The organism is Microbulbifer yueqingensis, from assembly GCF_900100355.1.
GTDB classification, from domain to species: domain Bacteria; phylum Pseudomonadota; class Gammaproteobacteria; order Pseudomonadales; family Cellvibrionaceae; genus Microbulbifer; species Microbulbifer yueqingensis.
Genome location: NZ_FNFH01000003.1, coordinates 283,413 through 302,827, shown reverse-complemented (window position 1 = coordinate 302,827; position 19,415 = coordinate 283,413). Strand labels below are relative to the sequence as shown.

Here is a 19,415-nt window from a genome sequence, read left to right as displayed (position 1 = left end):
GCAGCGAAAATAACTTCGATTCAACGCCATAAGGCCCGCGTGCAGGTCGCGCCCCCCAGGCACGGATACGGCCTCCCGCGGCATAGAACTGTAGAACATGGAAGCGATAGCGACACTTGCCCAACATCACCGCCACACTGTTCGTGCGGGACGCCGTTACCGACTCGATAGCAGGCTCAAGGAGCTTGAACGGAACTTCCAGCTGCTTTACCGGCAACTCTCTGCACGTATCGAGGCCGGTGAGAAGGGTAGCCGGAGTGAGGAGTGGCTCCTTGATAATCGCCACATAGTCCAGGAAGCACTGGAGCTGGTAAGAGAGTCCCTGCCCCCCGCCTATTTGAGGCAATTGCCGGCAATCAGCCTCGGTACGGGACAGGTTGGCCTGCGAGTGCGCGCTGTGGCCGAGGCACTCGTGGCAGGTATCAGCCAGCCGCTGGACCTGGCATCCGTGCGCCAGCAACTGGGTGAGTACCAGTCCGAGGCGAGCCTGTCCACCGGCGAGCTCTGGGCACTGCCCGCGCTCTTGCGGCTCGCGCTGCTGGAGCAGCTGGCGGAGTTCGCAAAACTCGCGCTCGCAAACAAGTCGCGGCAGGGGGCAGGGGAGAACGATGACCCCCACAGCGTCCAGATCGCCAGCGTCATTATCAGCCTGCGAGAGTTACGCACCCACGACTGGCGGGAATTTGTCGAATCCCTCAGCTGCATCGAACAGGTACTTCAAGCCGATCCGGCCGGCGCCTACACGCGGATGGATTTCGATTCGCGCGACGGTTACCGCAAGGTAGTCGAAGAACTCGCACGCGGCAGCGACAGAACAGAGCAGCACGTAGCCCGACAGGCGCTCGCCCTCAGTGAGGCCGGGCCAAGTGATAGCCGGACAGGCCACATCGGTTATTACCTCGTGGGCGACGGGCGCCCGCAGCTGGAGAGTGCAGTTGGATACCGCCCTCGCTTACGGGACCGGCTGCGACAGGGGGCCCTGCAAAGGGCAACGACCGTGTACTTTTTCGGGTTGGCCACTTTCTCCGCACCAGTACTCGTCGTCCTCGCTGGATTCCTGCTTGGGAAGGACGCGGGGCCGGCTTTGATGTTGTTAGTGGCAGTACTGAGCTCGGTACCCCTGCTGGGCGTATCCCTGGCAATGGTCAACGGCATCATCACCCACATGCTACCGCCACACAGGTTGCCAAAACTGGATTTTCGCGAAGGTATACCGGATACCTGTCGCACCGTCGTGGTTATGCCGGTTTTATTCGCAGACATAGAGGACATGCAGAGAATCCTCGACTGTCTCGAAATGAATTACCTCAATAATACCGATGCCAACCTTGTATATGCCGTGCTTGGTGATTTTGCCGATGCGGACGCACAGCGTGTCGATGGCGACGACACACTACTCCATGCCGCACGCGCTTCACTTGATACCCTCAACGAACGCTATGCGAATAGCGACGGCAGGGCTCCATTTTTACTGCTTCACCGAGAACGGCGATGGAACCCGGCGGAGGGCCGCTGGATGGGGTGGGAGCGTAAACGGGGGAAGCTGGTCGAGTTCAATCGGCTGTTGCAGGGCGAGGATGGCCACAGTTTTACCTTCTGCCACGGTAACAGGGAGTTGCTGCGAAACATCGCATATGTCATTACCCTGGATGCCGACAGCCAGATGCCTGCCGGCACGGCCCAACGCCTTGTTGGAGCCATAGCCCACCCGCTCAACCGTGCCGAGGTAGACGCCGACGAACAGCGGGTAATCAATGGCTATGGCTTTCTGCAACCGCGGCTGGAGGTCGACCCCACCAGTTCTGTCGACACAGTATTTACGGGGGTTTTTGCCGGGGATCGCAACGTCGATATTTATACCCATGCCGTATCCGATGCCTATCAGGATCTTTTTGGAGAGGCCATTTTCGCCGGCAAGGGGATATACGACCCGAAAGTTTTTTCCCGTACCCTGGCCGGCCGCCTTCCGGAAAATGCTGTACTCAGCCACGACCTGCTCGAAGGGGCGATTGGTGGGGCAGCCCTGTTATCGGATACCGTCTTTTACGAGCAATACCCACCCAGTGCCTTCGCCCTGTTGCGACGCTCGCATCGCTGGATCAGGGGCGACTGGCAGCTATTAGCATGGCTTGGGCAGCGGGTGCCGGCTGCGGGAAAGCGCAAAGTGGCAAACCCGCTACCGGCGATTCATCGCTGGAAAATAGCCGATAACCTGCGCCGGAGCCTTGAGCCGCCCTGCCTGCTGGCGCTACTGCTGATGGCCTGGAGTGGCTGGCTACCGGGCAGCGCCTGGGCCTGGACCCTGGCTACAATCCTGGTGGCCGCGTCGCCGGTATGGCTGGAATTCCTGTCCCTGCTGTGGCGCAGTGTGGGGGCCCCGCGGCGGGTGCCTTATCACCTCCGCAGCGCGCTGGGCCAGCTGCGCCAGCGGATACTGCATACCGGCCTCTCCCTGGTGCTTCTTCCGGCACAGGCCCTCAATTCTCTGGATGCCATCGGACGCACTCTCTTCAGGTTATTCATCTCCCACCGGAAGCTCCTGGAGTGGACTTCTGCGGCGCAGGTAAACCGGGCCCTGTCTTCGTCGTCACACGTTAATCGCGCCTGGCGGGAGCTCTGGACTACCCCCCTCCTGGCGATAGGCGCTACCACCGTCGTTTCAATCACGGCTCCGATCAACCTGCTGGTAGCCGCGCCGTTTTTACTGGGCTGGCTGTGCTCGCCACAGCTGATCGCCTGGACTAACCGGTCGCGGCCGATTGAATCCCATCGACTGGATGAGGAAGACACGCGTGAGCTGCACCTTCTCGCACGGCGCACATGGTTTTTCTTCGAGCATTTCATGGGCCCGGACGATCACTGGCTTCCACCGGATAACTTCCAGGAGGAGCCGCTGGCGGTACTGGCACGGCGGACCTCGCCCACTAATATCGGGCTGGGGCTGCTGAGCATCCTGAGCGCCTACGATTTCGGTTACCTCGACCTCACAATGCTGCTGGCGCGGCTGAACAACAGCTTCGAACGCATGCGCGGTCTCGAACGGTACCGGGGGCATTTTCTCAACTGGTACGAGACCCGGGAGCTCCGTCCGCTTGACCCTCGCTATGTCTCCACGGTAGACAGCGGCAACCTCGCTGCCAGCCTTCTGGCATTGGCCCAGGGGCTGGAGCAACTGCAGGCGGAGCCCCTCGGTGGGGGACGGTTGGTGCTGGGGATTGCGGACACCCTCGGGGTAATCGGGCAAACCCTGACTCCGGCCGAGAGCGATTCCGCAACTGCGGAAATGTGTGAGGTATCCCGGGAAATTGATTTGTTGTGCAAGGACCTGCAATCGCGAGCCGACGAGGGCCACTGGTTACAGGCCATCGAGGTAATCCAGGAACAGGAACTACCAGCGCTGCAAAAGCGCATGCTCCGGCTTATCGAGGACGACGAGAGGAACTTCAGTGCCGAGGCCCTCGGGCGGCTACGCCGCTGGCTGGATGAACTGCATCACCAGGCGCTCGCTGCGCGGCGCTACCAGGAAAACCTCGAGCCCTGGCAACAATTCCTGCAGGCGCCGCCTGAGGCATGCCGGGATCCGGGCACCGACGCCGGGAAATGTTTTAATTCACTCGCAGAAGGGTTCCATAGCGCGATCTCACTGGCGGCCATGCCCGGAATCTGTGCGGTCGCAGAAGTTGCGCTTGCACGACTGCAAGATGCGTCACATAAGCTAGCGCAGCAGCAGCGTGAAGAGGCCAGCGCGTGGATCCAGGGTTTGCGGGATGCCCTGGAGACCGCGCGCAAGAATGCCGCCGAATACAGCTCGGACCTGGAACGACTTGCACACCGGGCGCGGCGTTGGGTCGATGAGATGGATTTCGCTTTCCTGTTTGATCGCGAGCGTCACCTGTTCCATATCGGCTACAACGTCACCGGCGCCGCCCTGGATCCGAATTATTATGACTTGCTCGCCTCTGAATCGCGCCTGAGTGGATTTATCGCCATGGCCAAGGGCGATATACCGGCCCGTCACTGGCGTCATCTGGAGCGGCCCTTCCGGCGACTGCAGGGAAGGGTGGTGCTCATGTCCTGGAGCGCGACCCTGTTTGAATACCTCATGCCACGGCTCTTGATGCAGACCCCGGAGAACAGCCTCATGGGCCGGGCGTGCAGCAATGCGATCGATGCCCACCGGGACTTTGCCGATCGCTTCAGTTTGCCATGGGGCATCGCCGAGTCAGGTTATTATGAGCTCGACAGCCACCTTCATTACCAGTACCGGGCTTTTGGCGTGCCGGGTCTGGGATTCCGTCGTGACCTGGGAGAGCGGCTGGTGGTATCTCCCTATTCATCGGTGATGGCGCTGCCATTTCGTGCTGCCGCGGTAGTGGAAAACCTGCGCAAGTTGCGTGAGATTGGCGGTGAGGGCCAGTTCGGCTTTTACGAAGCGATTGATTTCGGCCAGACGGCCCGGCCGGTTCCCCGGCGGGCACGTATCGTGCGCTCTTACATGAGCCATCACCAGGGCATGATCCTGCTGGCACTGAATAACTTCCTGCACCAGGACATCATGGTGGGGCGTTTTCACCGTGATGCCCGGATCCAGGCCCTGGCGCCGCTGTTGCATGAACGCGTGCCTTCCGCGCCTCCAGTGCTCAAGGGGTGGCGACGGCCAGGTGTCGCCCGCCGGTTTCACGCCGAAGTGGCCCTGGAGTATCGCCGGGTCGACCCCGCAAGCCCCTCTCCCCGGTACAACCTGCTGTCCAACGGCCACTACACGCTTGTACAGGCAGCCGATGGCGCCGGCGGCAGCTACTGGCACGATATCGCCGTCACCCGCTGGCAACCGGACCCGACACGCCATCAGTGGGGCCATTGGAACTATGTGCGGGACCTGGACAGCGGCGAGCAGTTTTCATTGGGACTGGCACCCTGCGGCGATGGCGGGGGCTGCGACGCAAATTTCGCTCCACACAGCGTCGAACTGCAGCGTCGACGGTCACAGCTGTTCTGCCGCATGCATATGGCGCTCAGTTCCCAGCACGATATCCAGGCGCGGAGACTGCTGGTAAAGAATGAGAGTGACCGGGAGCGCCGACTCCTGCTGGCTGACTATGCCGAGGTGGTGCTGGCGCCCGAGCAGGACGACCGGCGCCACCCAGCGTTTGCCAAGCTCTTTGTGGAGAGCCAGTACCTGCCGGACGACCAGGCAATGCTCTACCGGCGCCGCCCCCGGGGCAGCGCGGAAAAGCCCGTTTACCTCGCGCATTGCGTGATGGTGCAGCCCGGCGTAGAGCATCAACTCGGTTGGGAAACCGACCGGACACGCTTCCTTGGCCGGTGGGGATCACCGGCCCGGCCCCAGGCGGTGGAGGCGGGCCTGGCGGGCTTCAGCGGCACCACCGGACCGGTTCTGGACCCGGTGATCGGCTCCGCGCAAGAGGTTGTCATCCCCCCCCATTCGGAGATCGAGGTGGTCTACCTGACCGGGGTGAGCAGGTCACGGCGAGAGTTGCTGTCCGCCATCCGTTCCTACCGTTCCCTCCCGAAGGTGAGGTGGATCTTTGACCTTGCGCGCATGCAATCCGAACACGAGCTGCGCAGCCTGCGCATTGCGGCAGGTGACGTGCACTGGATGGGCGACCTGCTGTCAGCAGTACTGGCGCCATCCGCCGCGGTTCGTGCGTCGTCGCGTGTGCTGGCCCGTGGGCGCCATATCCAGTCCATGCTCTGGAGTCGGGGCATATCCGGCGACAACCCCATACTGCTTGCGCAAATCCGCAAAGAAACGGATATAGCCTTCGCGGAACAGGTACTGCAGGCGCATGCCTACTGGTCCGGCCGTGGCATCGCCGTTGACCTCGTGCTCCTGGATGAGGAATCCGCCGGCTACGCGCAACAGACCCGCGATCACTTGCAGGCGCTGATCACCGACGTCCGTGGTCGCCTCTCGCGGGAACTCGCCGGTGCGGTGATAATGGTGGCCGGCACGGAGCTGCCGGGGGCAGACCGGATCCGTCTGCTGGCGAGCGCGCGGGTGCTGCTGGACTCCGGAGCGGGTCCCGTGGCTTCCCAGCTGGAAAGGGCAGCGGGAGCGATAGCCACCCAATTGCAGCCGCTGCCGCCCTTCGTGCCGGTGCGCGCTGCAGACTACAGCGTGCAACCCACACCTGAGCTGCAACGTCCCGCAGACCTGCTGTTCGACAATGGCCTGGGTGGTTTCAGCGCAGACGGCCGCGAGTATGTCATCCAACTCGAGCGCGGGCAGCGTCCGCCCGCACCCTGGGCCAACGTCATCGCCAACCCTTATTTCGGTTGCCTGGTATCTGAAAGTGGTTCCTGTTGCACCTGGAACGGAAACAGCGGTGAACACCGCCTGACAGCGTGGAACAACGACCCGGTGCGGGACCCGAGTGGCGAGTTACTTTACCTTCGCGACGAGGAGACCGCCGAAGTCTGGAGCCCCACGCCGGCCCCGAGACCGGCCGACGCTGCATATCAGGTGCGCCACGGCGCCGGCTACACCGAATACCGGCACCACAGTCATGGGTTGCAGCAGTCGTGGCGGGTCTTTGTTGACCGCAAGGCACCCGTCAAGATAGGGCGGCTGACCCTGAAAAATTGCTGGGACAGGCCCCGCCGCCTGACCGCAACCTGTTATGTGGAGTGGGTCATGGGCCTCACTCGGTCCGACAGTTGGCCACACCTCGTAAGTGAGTTCGAGCCCCGCAGCAGCGCTTTACTGGCACGCAATACTTTTGTTCCGGCCACCAAGCCCGGCGTCGCGTTTCTCACTGCCAGCCTTCCGCCCCACGGGCTGACCACTGACCGTTATGAGTTCATGGGCAGGTCGGGAGGGCCCGATTCGCCGGAGGCCCTCTTCCGCATCGGGTTGTCGGGGCGGGTGCAGTGCGGCACAGACCCCTGTGCCGCCTACCAGGTACATATCGACCTGGCTGCCGGTGCGACCTCCTCAGTGTATTTTGTGATGGGAGAGGGCAAGGACAGGAAGCAGGCTATCACGCTTGCGGGGGAATTCAGGCAGCCAGAGCGCGCCGAGGCATCGGGCATCGAGGTCGAAAAATTCTGGGACGATTTTCTCGGCGGGGTGCAGATACAGGTTCCAGACCGGGCCATGGAGTTGCTGGTCAACCGCTGGCTACCCTACCAGACCCTTTGCAGCCGCCTCTGGGCCCGCACCGGGTTCTACCAGTCCAGCGGGGCCTTCGGCTTTCGCGACCAGCTACAGGATGTGCTGGCTCTGGTATGGACACATCCGGAGTGGACGCGCGGGCATATCCTGCGTGCGGCCTCGCGCCAGTTCCAGGACGGCGACGTATTGCACTGGTGGCACGAGAGACCCATGCGTGGGGTGCGGACGCGTTGCTCTGACGACATGCTGTGGCTCCCATACGTCACCGCGCGGTACATCCGAGCCACGGGTGATTTCGAGATTCTGAGGGAATCCGTCCCCTACCTGCAGGCTCCCCCGCTGCGGACAGACGAACACGAACGTTACGCAGAATTCGAAACCAGCGAAGAGGCCGGTTCCCTGTATGAGCACTGCTGCCGGGCGATTGAGCGCGCCAGCGCGGTCGGCCCGCACGGGCTGCCGGTAATCGGCAATGGCGACTGGAACGACGGTTTCAACCGGATCAGTACCACAGGCCGCGGGGAGAGCGTCTGGCTGGGTTGGTTCCTCTTGCGGGTTTGCCGCGACATGGCCCCCCTGTGTGAATATATCGGTGACAATGCGCTGGCAGAGTACTACCGCCAGCTGGGTGAGAATTTCCGCAGCCAGGTAGAGGAGAACGGCTGGGATGGTGCCTGGTACCGGAGGGCGTATTACGATGACGGCACGCCAGTCGGCTCCAGGCAGAATAGCGAGTGCAAGATCGACCTGATCGCGCAGGCATGGGCTGTCCTGTCCCAGGACGAGGCAACCGACAGGGCGCGAAAGGCAATGGAGTCAGTCTACGAGCACCTGCTTAGCGAGGAGGCGCGGGAAGTCCTGCTGCTCGCTCCGCCGTTCAATCGCACCAAGAAGGACCCGGGTTATATCAAGGGCTATCCCCCGGGAATCCGTGAGAACGGGGGACAGTACACCCACGGTGCCACCTGGGCGGTGTGGGCCGCCGCCGCGCTGGGGCAGGGGGAGAGGGCGCACCAGTTGTTCAGCTACCTGAATCCAATCACCCACAGCGCAGACCCGGAGAGCATGGCCACCTACCGGACTGAGCCCTACGTCCTGGCCGGCGACGTCTACGGGGTCCCCCCCCATGTGGGCCGCGGTGGCTGGACCTGGTACACCGGCGCCGCTGGCTGGCTTTACCGCGGGGCGCTGGAAGCACTGCTGGGCCTGAGGATCCTTAACGGCGACAGCCTGGAGATACACCCCTGCCTTCCAAGGGCGTGGAACTCCTATCGCGTATCATTGCGCTTTGGCCGTAGCTCTTATGACGTTGAGGTGCAAAATTGCGGTGGTTGTCCGGAAAACCTGTCCGAATTGACACTGGACGGTGAGGGCTGCGCGGGAAAGCGCGTGCCACTGGTGGATGATGGCGAAAGGCATCGGGTAACTGCCGTGTTCGAACCCGTCTCAGAAGCGGTGCGCGAGTGATGCGCGCAGGTTCACGCCGAGCCTGAGTGCCGGCGGTGCACTCCCGGCGGGCAATCGTTAATGACCTGCCAGCAGCCCGCCCCGATGGGGCGGGTCATCAGTACTCTCTTCAACCAACGTCCGGCTTCAACCGACGCCCAGGTCGAAGCTGTAAATCACCTGGGCGGAATCATGTGGATCTGTGTGGCATTCCCATCCCATCGCGCGGGCCACCTCCTGGAGCTTGTGATTTTGCGCCGAGTCGACTGAATACAGGCGTTGGATGCCGCGAGTGCGGGCGGTCTCCACCAGCCGATTCAGCAGGACCGTGCCCAGCCCCTTCTTCTGCCAGTCGTCAGCCACGACGACCGCGCACTCGGCAACCTTGCGCTCCGGCTCCAGGGCGTAGCGGGACACCCCGATCTCCGTTTCACCGGCGACGCCGGGAATGGTGGCGATAAACGCCTCGCGCAGGTCGTGGTCGATGTCTGTCAGCTGGTCGAGCATCCTCTCGCTCGGCTTACCGACGCCACCGAGAAAGCGCTCGTGCCGGGATTCCGGCGACAGGTTGGTAATGAATTCGCGCTCCAGTTCCTTGTCATCCCGGGTCATCGGGCGAATCTTCACTACCTGTCCGTCGCGGAGTTCGACTGTAACGGGCTGCGAATAGTCTCCGCGGTGTTTGTCTTCGGACATTGTCACCAGCCTCCTCTCAGTGTTGGCGTGCGGTCTCTAGAATCTCGGTCAATGATAGATCTTTGTCACCGATACCGCCCAATGGAGTAGCGTATTTAGGCGCAGCTGATCCGCGGTGAGGCACAGCATATATGCAATCATTCATTCTCGAGGCTTGCCACCTGGACCAATTGATCCAGGCAATACGCCAACATGGCTTCCAACTGGTTGGCCCGAGGCTCCAGGACGGCGCGATCCTGTACTGCGAAATAACCGCTGCCGACCAGCTGCCCCGCGGGTGGACCGACGAACAGGAAAAAGGCCGTTACCGGGTGAGGCGGCGCGAGGATGATGCATTTTTCGGCTACAACGCAGGACCACATTCCTGGAAGAAATTCCTGCAACAACCCCGCCGGCCGGTGTGGCGGGCACAGAAGGCCGCTCATGCGATGCAGATCGAAGCAGTGGTGGAGGACGCACCGGCGATGGCCTTTCTTGGCGTGCGCAGTTGTGAACTGCACGCAATTGCGATCCAGGACCGAGTATTTGTCGACAACCGTTTTCGCAATGAAAGCTATGCCGGGCGGCGGGAAAAGTTGTTCATCGCCGCCGTCGAGTGTGCAACGGCGGCCCCGACCTGCTTTTGCACCTCCATGAATACCGGCCCGGAAGTATCCCTCCCCGCCGACCTGGTCATGACCGAGGTGATACATGACACGGAACACTATTTCCTCATCCGTGCCGGCTCTGCAAGAGGCGAGGATATCCTCCACCAGATACCGGTAGAGGCTGCCACAGCCAGGCAGCTCCGACAGGCCGCTGCTGCCGTGGAGCGCGTGCGACAGCAGGTGGAAGCCGGTCCCCGCAGTTTTGACAGCTCAGACCTAAAGGCATTGTTGTACCGCAACTTTGAGAGCCCTGCCTGGGATCAGGTTGCGGAGCGCTGCCTGTCCTGTGCCAACTGCACCATGGCGTGCCCTACCTGTTTCTGCTCCACGGTCGAGGATACGACCGACCTGTCCGGGGACCATGCAGAGCGCTGGGAGCGCTGGGATTCCTGCTTCACCGCCGACTTCAGTCATCTCACCGGTGGTCCCGTGCGCGCCGATACCCGCTCGCGTTACCGCCAGTGGATCACCCACAAACTGGCCACCTGGCACGACCAGTTTGGCACCTCGGGCTGTGTCGGCTGTGGGCGCTGTATCGCGTGGTGCCCGGTGGGGATCGATATTACCGAGGAAGTCGAGCGGGTGAGGCGGTTGGAGGGCTGATGGAAGATATCGAAGAGCTATTACGCCAACACACCTTTTTCCGTGACATTGCTGACGCCCATTTGCGCACCATCGGTGGTTGTGGCGTTGAAGTCCAGTACAGGCCGGGTGAGTATATCGCCCGCGAAAACATGCCGGCGGACTATTTTTTCCTGATCAGGCGGGGGTGTGTCGCCGTGGAAATACAGTTACCCAACAGCGGCCCCCTGTGCCTGCAGACCCTGCACGAGGGGGATATTTTCGGCTGGTCGTGGCTGTTCCCTCCCTACCAGTGGACATTCGATGCCCGAGCGGTGGATAGCGTGCAGGCTATCCAGCTTGATGGCCGCTGCCTGCGAGGCAAGTGCGAGGCGGAGCCGGAGCTCGGCTACGAGCTGATGAAACGTTTCGCGCGCATCATGACCGAGCGCCTGCAGGCGACGCGGCTGCAATTGCTGGACATTTACGGCGAGCGCCCGGGCCCGGCGGAGGGCTCGAGTTGATCCCTGCCGTCTATCGCATCGAGCGCCGGATCGAGGAGATGCCGGGGACTTTCACCCTCTCCCTGTTGCCAGGAGCCCGGGAGGAGGTCGTAAGTCTCCGACCGGGCCAGTTCAACATGCTCTACGCCTTCGGGGCGGGTGAGGTGCCAATATCTTCCAGTGGCACCGCTGACACGCCGGGGCTGGTGCACACCATCCGTGCCCAGGGTGCTGTCACCCGCGCGCTGGAACGCCTGCGCGAGGGTGACACGCTTGGCTTGCGGGGGCCCTTTGGCAACGGCTGGCCGGTGGCCCGCCTGGCCGGCCGTGAGCTCCTGGTGATTGCCGGTGGGCTCGGCCTGGCTCCGCTGAGGCCGATCATCTACGCACAGCTCCAGGGCTCAATGAACGTGCATTCGGTGCGGCTGTTCTATGGAGCTCGGCGGCCCGCCGAGGTTTTGTACCGGTCCGAACTGGAGCAGTGGGGTCGCGCACTGGAAGTGGTGGCAACAGTGGACCATGCTGATGTCAACTGGCCCGGCCGTGTGGGCGTGATAACCGCGCCACTGTCGACAGCTCAACTGGATCCGCAGCATACCGTGGCCTTTATCTGCGGACCGGAAATCATGATGCGCTTCTGTGTCCAGCTTCTTATGGGCAAGGGCATATCGCCCGCCAATATTTACCTGTCGATGGAGCGCAACATGAAATGCGCCACCGGTCACTGCGGCCACTGCCAGTGGGGGCCCAACTTTATCTGCCGCGACGGCCCGGTTTTCCGGTATAGCGATATCCGCGGATGGTGGCAGATTCCGGCACTGTGAGCGATCTGGCACGGCCGGGTAAATGGAGTCAGGCGAAATGGGGAAGCCCGGTAAGCCAAAGCTGGCAGTGTGGAAGTTTGCATCCTGCGACGGTTGCCAGTTGAGCCTGTTGGACTGCGAGGACGAGCTGTTACAGCTGGCCGATGCGATCGACATTGCGTATTTCATGGAAGCCAGCAGCCGCCAGGTGAAGGGCCCCTACGACCTCTCCCTGGTAGAGGGCTCGATCACCACGGCAGAAGACGAGGTCCGGATCAGGGAGGTCCGGGAGCAATCCCGTGCACTGGTCACTATTGGTGCCTGCGCCACAGCCGGCGGCATTCAGGCACTGCGCAACTTTGGCGACGTAAAGGAATTCACCGCGGTGGTCTACGCGCGGCCGGAATATATCAACACACTGGAGACGTCCACGCCCATTAGTGCGCATGTGCCCGTGGATTTCGAGCTGCAGGGGTGCCCGATCAACAAGCGACAACTACTGGAGGTGATCAGCGCTTTCCTCCATCGCCGTCCTCCGCAGGTCCCGGCTCACTCGGTGTGTATCGAGTGCAAACTCCGTGGCAACGTCTGTGTCTGGGTCGCCCACGGTACTCCCTGCATGGGACCGGTGACCCATGCGGGTTGCGGCGCTGTCTGTCCCGCATACAACCGTGGTTGCTATGGTTGCTACGGTCCCAAAGAAAATCCGAATACAGCATCCCTCAGTCACTGGTGGCAGGAAGAGCTGGGCACTGACAGGGTCACGCTGGTGGAAAACCTGCGCAACTTCAATGCGGCCGCACCGGCCTTTGCGGCGGAAAGCCGGCGCCAGGAGGCGGACGATGGGAAAGAGTAAGACCATCAAGGTCGACTACCTCGCCCGGGTGGAAGGCGAGGGGGCACTCTACATCCGCTATGATGACAGTGGCGTGCATGACGTGAAGCTGAAGATCTTCGAGCCACCACGTTTTTTCGAGGGATTCATGCGCGGGCGCGACTACCGGGAGGCACCCGATATCACGGCACGGATCTGTGGAATCTGCCCGGTGGCCTACCAGATGAGCGCGCTACATGCGATGGAAGATGCCCTCGGCCTTGCGCCTACGCCGGAATTGCGGGCACTGAGGCGGCTGATTTACTGCGGTGAATGGATCGAGAGCCACGTACTGCATATTTACATGCTTCACGCCCCCGACTTCCTCGGCTACGACAGCGCCGTCGCCATGGCCCGGGATCACCCGAACATTGTCCAGGACGGACTTGAGATCAAGAAAGCCGGTAACTCCATCGTCCGGTTGCTGGGCGGCCGCGAGATCCACCCCATCAATGTGCGAGTGGGAGGATTCTATCGCGTGCCCGACCCCGGCGAACTGGGCAAGCTGCGCGAAACCCTGGAGCGGGCGCAGGAAATGGCTGCCGACATGGTGCGCTGGGCGGCCTCGCTATCGTTTCCCCGGTTTGAGCGTGCAGGCGAGGAGACATATGAATTTGTGGCGCTGTCGCATCCGGATGAATACCCGATGAATGAGGGCCGTGTGGTGTCCAACAAGGGGCTGGATATCGCCGTTCACGAATACGAACAACATTTTCAGGAAGAGCATGTTCCTTACAGCAATGCACTGCAGTGCGTCCTGAAAGAGCGCGGAGCCTATTTCGTCGGACCGATGGCCCGCTACAACCTTAATTTCGACCGCCTCTCGCCACGGGTAAAGCAGCTGGCCGGGGAGATCGGCTTCCCGCGGTTCTGTGGTAACCCTTTCCAGAGCATCGTGGTGCGCAGCCTCGAGGTATTGTATGCCTTCGACGAGGCACTGCGCCTGATTGACAGCTACCAGCAGCCATCTGAGGCATACCTGGAGGCCGAACCGTATGCATCAAGAGGCTGTGCCGCAACAGAAGCACCACGTGGGCTGCTGTATCACCGTTACGGTATTGATGAGGCGGGGAAGATCACCGATGCCCGCATAGTGCCGCCCACCTCCCAGAACCAGAAAACCATCGAAGAAGACCTACGGCTGTTGTTACCGCAGTACCTCCGCTTGCCCGAGGCGCAGCTTCAGGGCCTGTGTGAACAGGCGATCCGCAACTACGACCCGTGTATTTCCTGTTCAACGCATTTCCTGCAGCTACACCTCGAGCAGGGCAGGGGGGCGTTGCAATGAGCGGCTGGACGATAATCAGCCTGGGAAGCCGGTTCCGCGGTGACGACGGCGTCGGTCCCTATGTGCTCGATCGCCTGCGGGGACGGTTCGCCGGCAGGGTGCCGCTGGTAGAGAACGGCGGCGACATGCCGCGCCTGTTACAGGACTGGAGCGGCCGGTGGGTCTGCCTCGTAGATGCGGTAATCGCCGAGGGACACGCCGTCGGCGACATCATACGGCTCGATGGGCTGGTCGAAGCCGTCGCTCCCAGTCCGTGCACCACCTCCAGCCACGGTCTCAACCTGGCCGAGGCCCTCGAAATGGGAAAGGTCGTGGGTGCATTGCCAGCGCGGCTGGAAATATTTGCCGTCTGTGGAGCGGATTTTACTACCGGCACGGCTCTCTCACGCGCCGTCAAAAGTGCCGCGGCCAGTGTCGAGATGGAGATCCTTGAACTGTTGGCAACCCCCCACGGAGGTCCAGAATGCACGAACACTCCCTGATCAGAAACCTGGTGGCGAAGATCCACGGAATTTCCAGCGAGGAGCAGGGCACGCCGATCGCCGCCCGGCTTCGCGTCGGCGCACTCGCCCATATCTCCGCCGAACACCTGCGTGAGCATTTCGAGAATGAGACAGCCGGCACCCCCCTGGAGGGCCTGCGGCTGGAAATCGAAGAACTGCCCGATATCCACCACGAGCTGGCGCAGGAAATCGTGCTGGACAGTCTGGAGTTCGCACAGGGCCATGACAACTGAGCGCCTCCGGATAGAGATCGGCGGCCTGGTACAGGGGGTCGGCTTTCGACCGTTTGTCTACCGGTTGGCCAATGACTGCGGCCTGCACGGCTGGGTGGCAAATGACAGCCGGGGCGTACAACTGGAGGTGCAGGGCAGCCCGAGCGGGATACGGGAGTTCATGCACCGGCTTACCAGGGAAAGTCCAGCCCGGGCCCGCATCACCTCCCTCGGCTCAAAGCCTGCACCGGTCAAGCCAGCGAAGGGTTTTTCGATCCGTACGAGCCGTGGCGGTGAAGCAGCCGCAGCAATACTCCTTCCGGACCTGGCTCCGTGCGATGAGTGTCTCCGGGAGATGGCAGATCCGGCCAACCGCCGCTTCCGCTATCCATTCATCAATTGCACCCAGTGCGGGCCGCGCTTCAGCATTGTCTCAAAGCTGCCATATGACCGTGCCAATACAACGATGGCGGGCTACGTGCTGTGTCCGGAATGTCGGCAGGAATATACGGATCCCCTGGACCGGCGCTTCCATGCCGAGCCAATCGCCTGTCCGGTCTGCGGGCCCCGGCTGATGTTGCGCGATACGCGGGGCAACCGGCTCGCCACTGGTGACGAGGCGCTGCAGCGGGCAGCAGATGCGGTCAGGGACGGAGGCATCCTGGCACTGAAAGGCGTCGGCGGGTTCCAGCTGCTGGTCGACGCTGCCAGCAGCCCGTCCATCGAGCGACTTCGCCGGCGCAAACGGCGGCCGGAAAAGCCGTTTGCCGTACTCTACTCGGATATTGGCCTGGTAGAGCGCGAGTGCCATGTCTCCCCGCTGGAAAGAACGCTCCTTTGCGGCGCGGAGCGGCCGATCGTACTGCTGGCCCGCCGCACAGGTTCGGAGGCGGGCGTGGCCGGGAATGTTGCACCGGGCAACCCGAACCTCGGTGTCATGCTTCCCGGTTCGCCCCTGCACCAGCTATTGATGAGCATGCTGCAGAGACCGGCCGTCTGCACCAGCGGCAACCTGTCAGGGGAGCCACTGTGCAGCGATGACACGGACGCGATCACCCGGCTGGGGGGCATAGCCGACATCTTCCTGACCCACGACCGCCGGATTTCGAACAGCCTGGATGACTCGGTAGTGCGCGAGGTTGACGGCGGCCCCTTACTGCTGCGCCGCGCCCGCGGCTATGTGCCTGCACCGGTGGAGCTTCCACCGGAAGCACCGGCCGTCGACCTGGTCGCCGTCGGCGCAGACCTGAAGAATTGCCCGGCCATCGCACGCGGTCGCCGGGTTTTTCTGGCGCAGCATATCGGCGACCTGGATAACCGTCGCGGCCTGGATGCCTTTGAGCAGACCATCGCCCGGCTCAGGGAAAGCAGTGCCTCCCCTGACGACAAACTGGTGTGCGACCTGCACCCCGGTTATGTATCCCGCCGGTGGGTACTGAAGCAGGGCGCCCGCGCTACCGGGGTGCAACATCACGTGGCCCATTTCTTTTCCTGTATGGCCGAGCACGGCTATTCCGGGCCTGCGCTGGGAATCTGCTGGGATGGTACCGGCTTTGGCAGTGACGGAACGCTGCGGGGCAGCGAGTTCCTGCAATGGGACGGAGCCTCAACGGTCAAGCATATTTGCTGCCTGAGGGAGTTCCCCTTGCCCGGAGGTGAGGCAGCCATCCGCGAGCCACGGCGCCAGGCGGCCGCGCTTCTTTTCGCATTGCCCGACGGGCAGGGCGCACTCCGGGAATTCCTGCAGAGCAACTTCTCCGCACAGGAGGGGCGCAATCTCAGCAGGATACTCGGGAAGGAGGAGCTCGCACCGCGCTGCAGCAGCGGTGGGCGGCTGTTCGACGCCGTCGCCGCACTTCTCGGCCTGTGCCAGGTCACCAGCTTTGAGGGCCAGGCAGCGATGGCGGTTGAGCATGCGGCCCAGGGCTCTGCCTCAGGGCGCTGTTACCCTTTTGCCCTGACCGCTGGGGCCAACGGCAGGGTCCTTGACTGGTCGCCGATGGTAAACGCCCTTCTCGAGGACCAACGGCGGGGTATCACCACCGGGGAGCGCGCGGCAGCTTTTCACAACACTCTCGCCCGGATGATGCTGGCGGTTGCGGAGGCAGCGGGGATCGACAACGTATTCCTGTCCGGCGGGGTCTTCCAGAACCGGCGCCTGGCAGAGACCACATCAGCGCTCCTGCGGGGGCGTGGCTTCATGGTGCATAGCCACCGGCTGGTACCACCAAACGACGGGGGCATTGCCCTGGGACAGATTTACTACACCCGCTGCATGGAACGCTGCGGAAGTGATGCCGCGGAGGGCAGGAGCGTATGTGTCTAGGGATCCCGGGACAGATCGAGCAGGTCACTGACAGCGCCCCGCTCGAGCGCAGCGGGGTGGTTCGTTTCGGGGGAATCTGCAAGCAGGTCAACCTCGCTTACGTGCCGGAAGCCGGAGTCGGCGATTATGTCATCGTGCATGTGGGCTTCGCGATAAGCCGGGTGGACGAGGCCGAGGCCCGCCGCGTATTCGATTACCTGGCGGAGATCGGCGATCTGGAACACGAACTGGGCCCAGCAGCACCACCTGCCCAACATAAAGAAAAGGGGGCGGAGCAATGAAATATCTCGATGAATACCGCAATCCGCAGGCTATCAGCAAAATCGCCGATGAAATTGCCCGCACGGCCAGTCGCCCGTGGACCATCATGGAGGTCTGCGGCGGACAGACCCACGCGATCGTGAAGTTCGGGCTGGAGCAGCTGCTCCCGGATGACCTCGAGCTGGTGCACGGGCCGGGCTGTCCCGTCTGCGTGACGTCCCTGGCGGTCATCGACCGGGCGCTGGACCTGGCCGCCCGCCCCGAGGTTATCTTCTGTTCCTTTGGCGACATGCTCCGGGTTCCCGGCAGCAGTCGCGACCTGCTCTCGGTAAAGGCGACCGGGGGCGATGTGCGCGCCGTTTATTCGCCGCTGCAGGCGGTGAAGATTGCGGAGGACAACCCCGGGCGCGAGGTGGTGTTCTTCGCCATAGGTTTCGAGACTACCGCACCGGCCAATGCGATGGCCGCCTGCCTGGCCCGGCGGAGGGGACTCCGCAACTTCTCCCTGCTGGTGTCGCACTTTCTGGTGCCGCCTGCGATTGAGGCAATCTGCACGGCCCCGGATTGCCGCGTACAGGGATTCCTGGCAGCGGGCCATGTCTGCGCGATCATGGGCTATCGGCAGTACCTGCCCCTGGCCGAGAGGTTCCGCATCCCGATCGTGGTCACGGGTTTTGAGCCGCTGGACATCCTGGAGGGCATCCTACTGTGCGTGCGCCAACTGGAACAGGGTCATTACGGCGTGGAAAACCAGTATGTCCGCACTGTGCAGGAAGCGGGCAATGCGCGGGCACGACAAATGGTGGAAGAGGTCTTTGATGTGGACAACCAGGATTGGCGCGGGGTCGGGGCAATCCCCGACAGCGGACTCCGATTACGCCCCGCTTACTCGCAGTTCGACGCAAGACTAAGATTTCCCAATGAAACAACACCGCCGGCGGATGACAGCGGCTGTATCAGCGGTGAGATTATGCAGGGACGCAGGAAACCGGCGGAATGCCCGTATTTTGCCGGGCGCTGCCGACCCGAGCACCCGCTGGGCGCGCCGATGGTGTCGACCGAAGGTGCCTGTGCGGCCTACTACCGTTACCGGAAGGCGGAGATTGTCGATGAACACTGAATGTCCCCTCCCGGTATTTACCGACGAGACCGTGCGCGTGGGACACGGTAGCGGTGGAGAGCTGAGCCAGCGCCTGATCAGCGAACTGATCCGCCCGCACTTTGACAACCCGTGGCTCCGGCAGGCTCATGACAGCGCCACCCTCTGCCCGGGTAGCGAGCGTATCGTCTTCACAACCGATTCCTTTGTAGTTTCGCCGCTGTTTTTTCCCGGTGGAGACATCGGCGAACTCGCGGTCTACGGCACCGTCAACGACCTGGCCATGAGCGGGGCTGTACCGCGCTTTTTGAGCTGCAGCCTGATTCTCGAGGAAGGACTGCCCATGCAGACCCTGGACCGCGCCCTGGCCTCCATGGGGCGGGCCGCCAGGGATACCGGTGTACAGCTGGTTACCGGCGATACCAAGGTCGTCGAGCGGGGTAAGGGCGATGGCCTGTACATCAACACCGCCGGCATCGGGGTTCTCGAACACAGCGAGGTCATCGCACCCGAACGCATCGCCCCCGGGGACCTGATCCTGCTGTCCGGCGACATTGGTCGCCACGGTATGGCGGTGATGGCAACCCGCGAGGGCCTCGAGTTCGAAAGCCCGCTGCGAAGCGACTGCGCCCCCCTGGCGGAGCCGGTACTGGCCCTGCTCAATGCCGGTATTACCGTTCACTGCCTGCGTGACCTGACACGCGGCGGTCTCGCCACAGCACTCGTCGAGCTGGCCGAGAGCGCGGGCAGGGAACTGGTAGTAGAGGAGGCCGCCATACCGGTATCGGAACCGGTGCAGGGAGCCTGTGAATTACTGGGGCTGGATCCCCTCTATGTGGCGAACGAGGGCAGATTCATCGCCTTTGTTCCCGCCGACCGCGCCGTGGAAGCGCTCGCCATCCTGCAGGGCACTGCTGTCGCCGCCGATAGCAGGGTAATCGGCTCGGCCAGCACGGGGCATAGGCCCCGGGTGATAATGCGCAATACCATTGGCAGCGAGCGGCTGCTGGACCGGCTGCCGGGCGAGCAGCTACCGCGGATCTGCTGAGGGCAATAGC

At 62.6% G+C, this 19,415-nt stretch carries 13 protein-coding genes; 12 read left to right on the top strand and 1 reads right to left on the bottom strand.

Features of this window, described 5'->3' with window-relative positions; genetic code table 11:
* Positions 1–97: 97 nt before the first annotated feature.
* Complete coding sequence (locus BLT26_RS08490; protein ID WP_091512042.1) at positions 98–8,605, top strand: GH36-type glycosyl hydrolase domain-containing protein; 8,508 nt, start codon at positions 98–100, stop codon at positions 8,603–8,605.
* 126 nt (positions 8,606–8,731) lie between these two features.
* Here the strand turns inward: BLT26_RS08490 and BLT26_RS08485 are convergent, their stop codons facing one another.
* Positions 8,732–9,280: a GNAT family N-acetyltransferase gene (locus tag BLT26_RS08485; protein WP_091512039.1), complete on the bottom strand. Its 549-nt coding sequence runs from the start codon at positions 9,278–9,280 to the stop codon at positions 8,732–8,734.
* Between the two features lie 131 nt (positions 9,281–9,411).
* Here BLT26_RS08485 and BLT26_RS08480 point away from each other — a divergent pair, with 131 nt between their 5' ends.
* The 11 genes from BLT26_RS08480 to hypE are packed head-to-tail and all read left to right on the top strand — an operon-like array spanning position 9,412 to position 19,405.
* Complete coding sequence (locus BLT26_RS08480) at positions 9,412–10,530, top strand: 4Fe-4S dicluster domain-containing protein (RefSeq protein ID WP_091512036.1); 1,119 nt, start codon at positions 9,412–9,414, stop codon at positions 10,528–10,530.
* Positions 10,530–11,012, top strand: coding sequence for a cyclic nucleotide-binding domain-containing protein (locus BLT26_RS08475; protein WP_091512032.1), 483 nt, complete (start codon positions 10,530–10,532; stop codon positions 11,010–11,012). The genes BLT26_RS08480 and BLT26_RS08475 overlap by 1 nt, the downstream gene beginning before the upstream one ends.
* Entirely contained in the window at positions 11,009–11,815 is an 807-nt protein-coding gene (locus tag BLT26_RS08470; protein ID WP_245720653.1) for an FAD/NAD(P)-binding protein, read from the top strand. The genes BLT26_RS08475 and BLT26_RS08470 overlap by 4 nt, the downstream gene beginning before the upstream one ends.
* Positions 11,816–11,852: 37 nt before the next feature.
* On the top strand, positions 11,853–12,650 hold the full coding sequence (locus BLT26_RS08465; protein WP_091513322.1) for an NADH-quinone oxidoreductase subunit B family protein: 798 nt from the start codon (positions 11,853–11,855) through the stop codon (positions 12,648–12,650).
* Entirely contained in the window at positions 12,637–13,956 is a 1,320-nt protein-coding gene (locus tag BLT26_RS08460; RefSeq protein WP_091512029.1) for a Ni/Fe hydrogenase subunit alpha, read from the top strand. The genes BLT26_RS08465 and BLT26_RS08460 overlap by 14 nt, the downstream gene beginning before the upstream one ends.
* Complete coding sequence (locus tag BLT26_RS08455) at positions 13,953–14,438, top strand: hydrogenase maturation protease (protein WP_091512025.1); 486 nt, start codon at positions 13,953–13,955, stop codon at positions 14,436–14,438. The genes BLT26_RS08460 and BLT26_RS08455 overlap by 4 nt, the downstream gene beginning before the upstream one ends.
* Positions 14,420–14,692 (top strand): hydrogenase/urease maturation nickel metallochaperone HypA, encoded by a 273-nt coding sequence (locus tag BLT26_RS08450; protein WP_091512021.1) that lies wholly within the window; start codon positions 14,420–14,422, stop codon positions 14,690–14,692. The genes BLT26_RS08455 and BLT26_RS08450 overlap by 19 nt, the downstream gene beginning before the upstream one ends.
* The gene (hypF, locus tag BLT26_RS08445; protein WP_217631404.1) at positions 14,682–16,997 is read left to right on the top strand and encodes a carbamoyltransferase HypF; all 2,316 of its coding nucleotides are present in this window, start codon (positions 14,682–14,684) and stop codon (positions 16,995–16,997) included. The genes BLT26_RS08450 and hypF overlap by 11 nt, the downstream gene beginning before the upstream one ends.
* On the top strand, positions 16,988–17,278 hold the full coding sequence (locus BLT26_RS08440; RefSeq protein ID WP_091512012.1) for a HypC/HybG/HupF family hydrogenase formation chaperone: 291 nt from the start codon (positions 16,988–16,990) through the stop codon (positions 17,276–17,278). Before hypF ends, BLT26_RS08440 begins: the two co-directional genes overlap by 10 nt.
* Positions 17,275–18,378 (top strand): hydrogenase formation protein HypD, encoded by a 1,104-nt coding sequence (gene hypD, locus BLT26_RS08435; protein ID WP_091512009.1) that lies wholly within the window; start codon positions 17,275–17,277, stop codon positions 18,376–18,378. Before BLT26_RS08440 ends, hypD begins: the two co-directional genes overlap by 4 nt.
* On the top strand, positions 18,368–19,405 hold the full coding sequence (hypE, locus tag BLT26_RS08430; RefSeq protein ID WP_091512006.1) for a hydrogenase expression/formation protein HypE: 1,038 nt from the start codon (positions 18,368–18,370) through the stop codon (positions 19,403–19,405). Before hypD ends, hypE begins: the two co-directional genes overlap by 11 nt.
* The last annotated feature ends 10 nt before the right edge of the window (positions 19,406–19,415 follow it).

Bases quoted from the DNA above. Each gene is read 5' to 3' on its own strand.
- BLT26_RS08490 (WP_091512042.1), top strand. From the start codon at position 98: ATGGAAGCGATAGCGACACTTGCCCAACATCACCGCCACACTGTTCGT.
- BLT26_RS08485 (WP_091512039.1), bottom strand. From the start codon at position 9,280: ATGTCCGAAGACAAACACCGCGGAGACTATTCGCAGCCCGTTACAGTC.
- BLT26_RS08480 (WP_091512036.1), top strand. From the start codon at position 9,412: ATGCAATCATTCATTCTCGAGGCTTGCCACCTGGACCAATTGATCCAG.
- BLT26_RS08475 (WP_091512032.1), top strand. From the start codon at position 10,530: ATGGAAGATATCGAAGAGCTATTACGCCAACACACCTTTTTCCGTGAC.
- BLT26_RS08465 (WP_091513322.1), top strand. From the start codon at position 11,853: ATGGGGAAGCCCGGTAAGCCAAAGCTGGCAGTGTGGAAGTTTGCATCC.
- BLT26_RS08460 (WP_091512029.1), top strand. From the start codon at position 12,637: ATGGGAAAGAGTAAGACCATCAAGGTCGACTACCTCGCCCGGGTGGAA.
- BLT26_RS08455 (WP_091512025.1), top strand. From the start codon at position 13,953: ATGAGCGGCTGGACGATAATCAGCCTGGGAAGCCGGTTCCGCGGTGAC.
- BLT26_RS08450 (WP_091512021.1), top strand. From the start codon at position 14,420: ATGCACGAACACTCCCTGATCAGAAACCTGGTGGCGAAGATCCACGGA.
- hypF (WP_217631404.1), top strand. From the start codon at position 14,682: ATGACAACTGAGCGCCTCCGGATAGAGATCGGCGGCCTGGTACAGGGG.
- BLT26_RS08440 (WP_091512012.1), top strand. From the start codon at position 16,988: ATGTGTCTAGGGATCCCGGGACAGATCGAGCAGGTCACTGACAGCGCC.
- hypD (WP_091512009.1), top strand. From the start codon at position 17,275: ATGAAATATCTCGATGAATACCGCAATCCGCAGGCTATCAGCAAAATC.
- hypE (WP_091512006.1), top strand. From the start codon at position 18,368: ATGAACACTGAATGTCCCCTCCCGGTATTTACCGACGAGACCGTGCGC.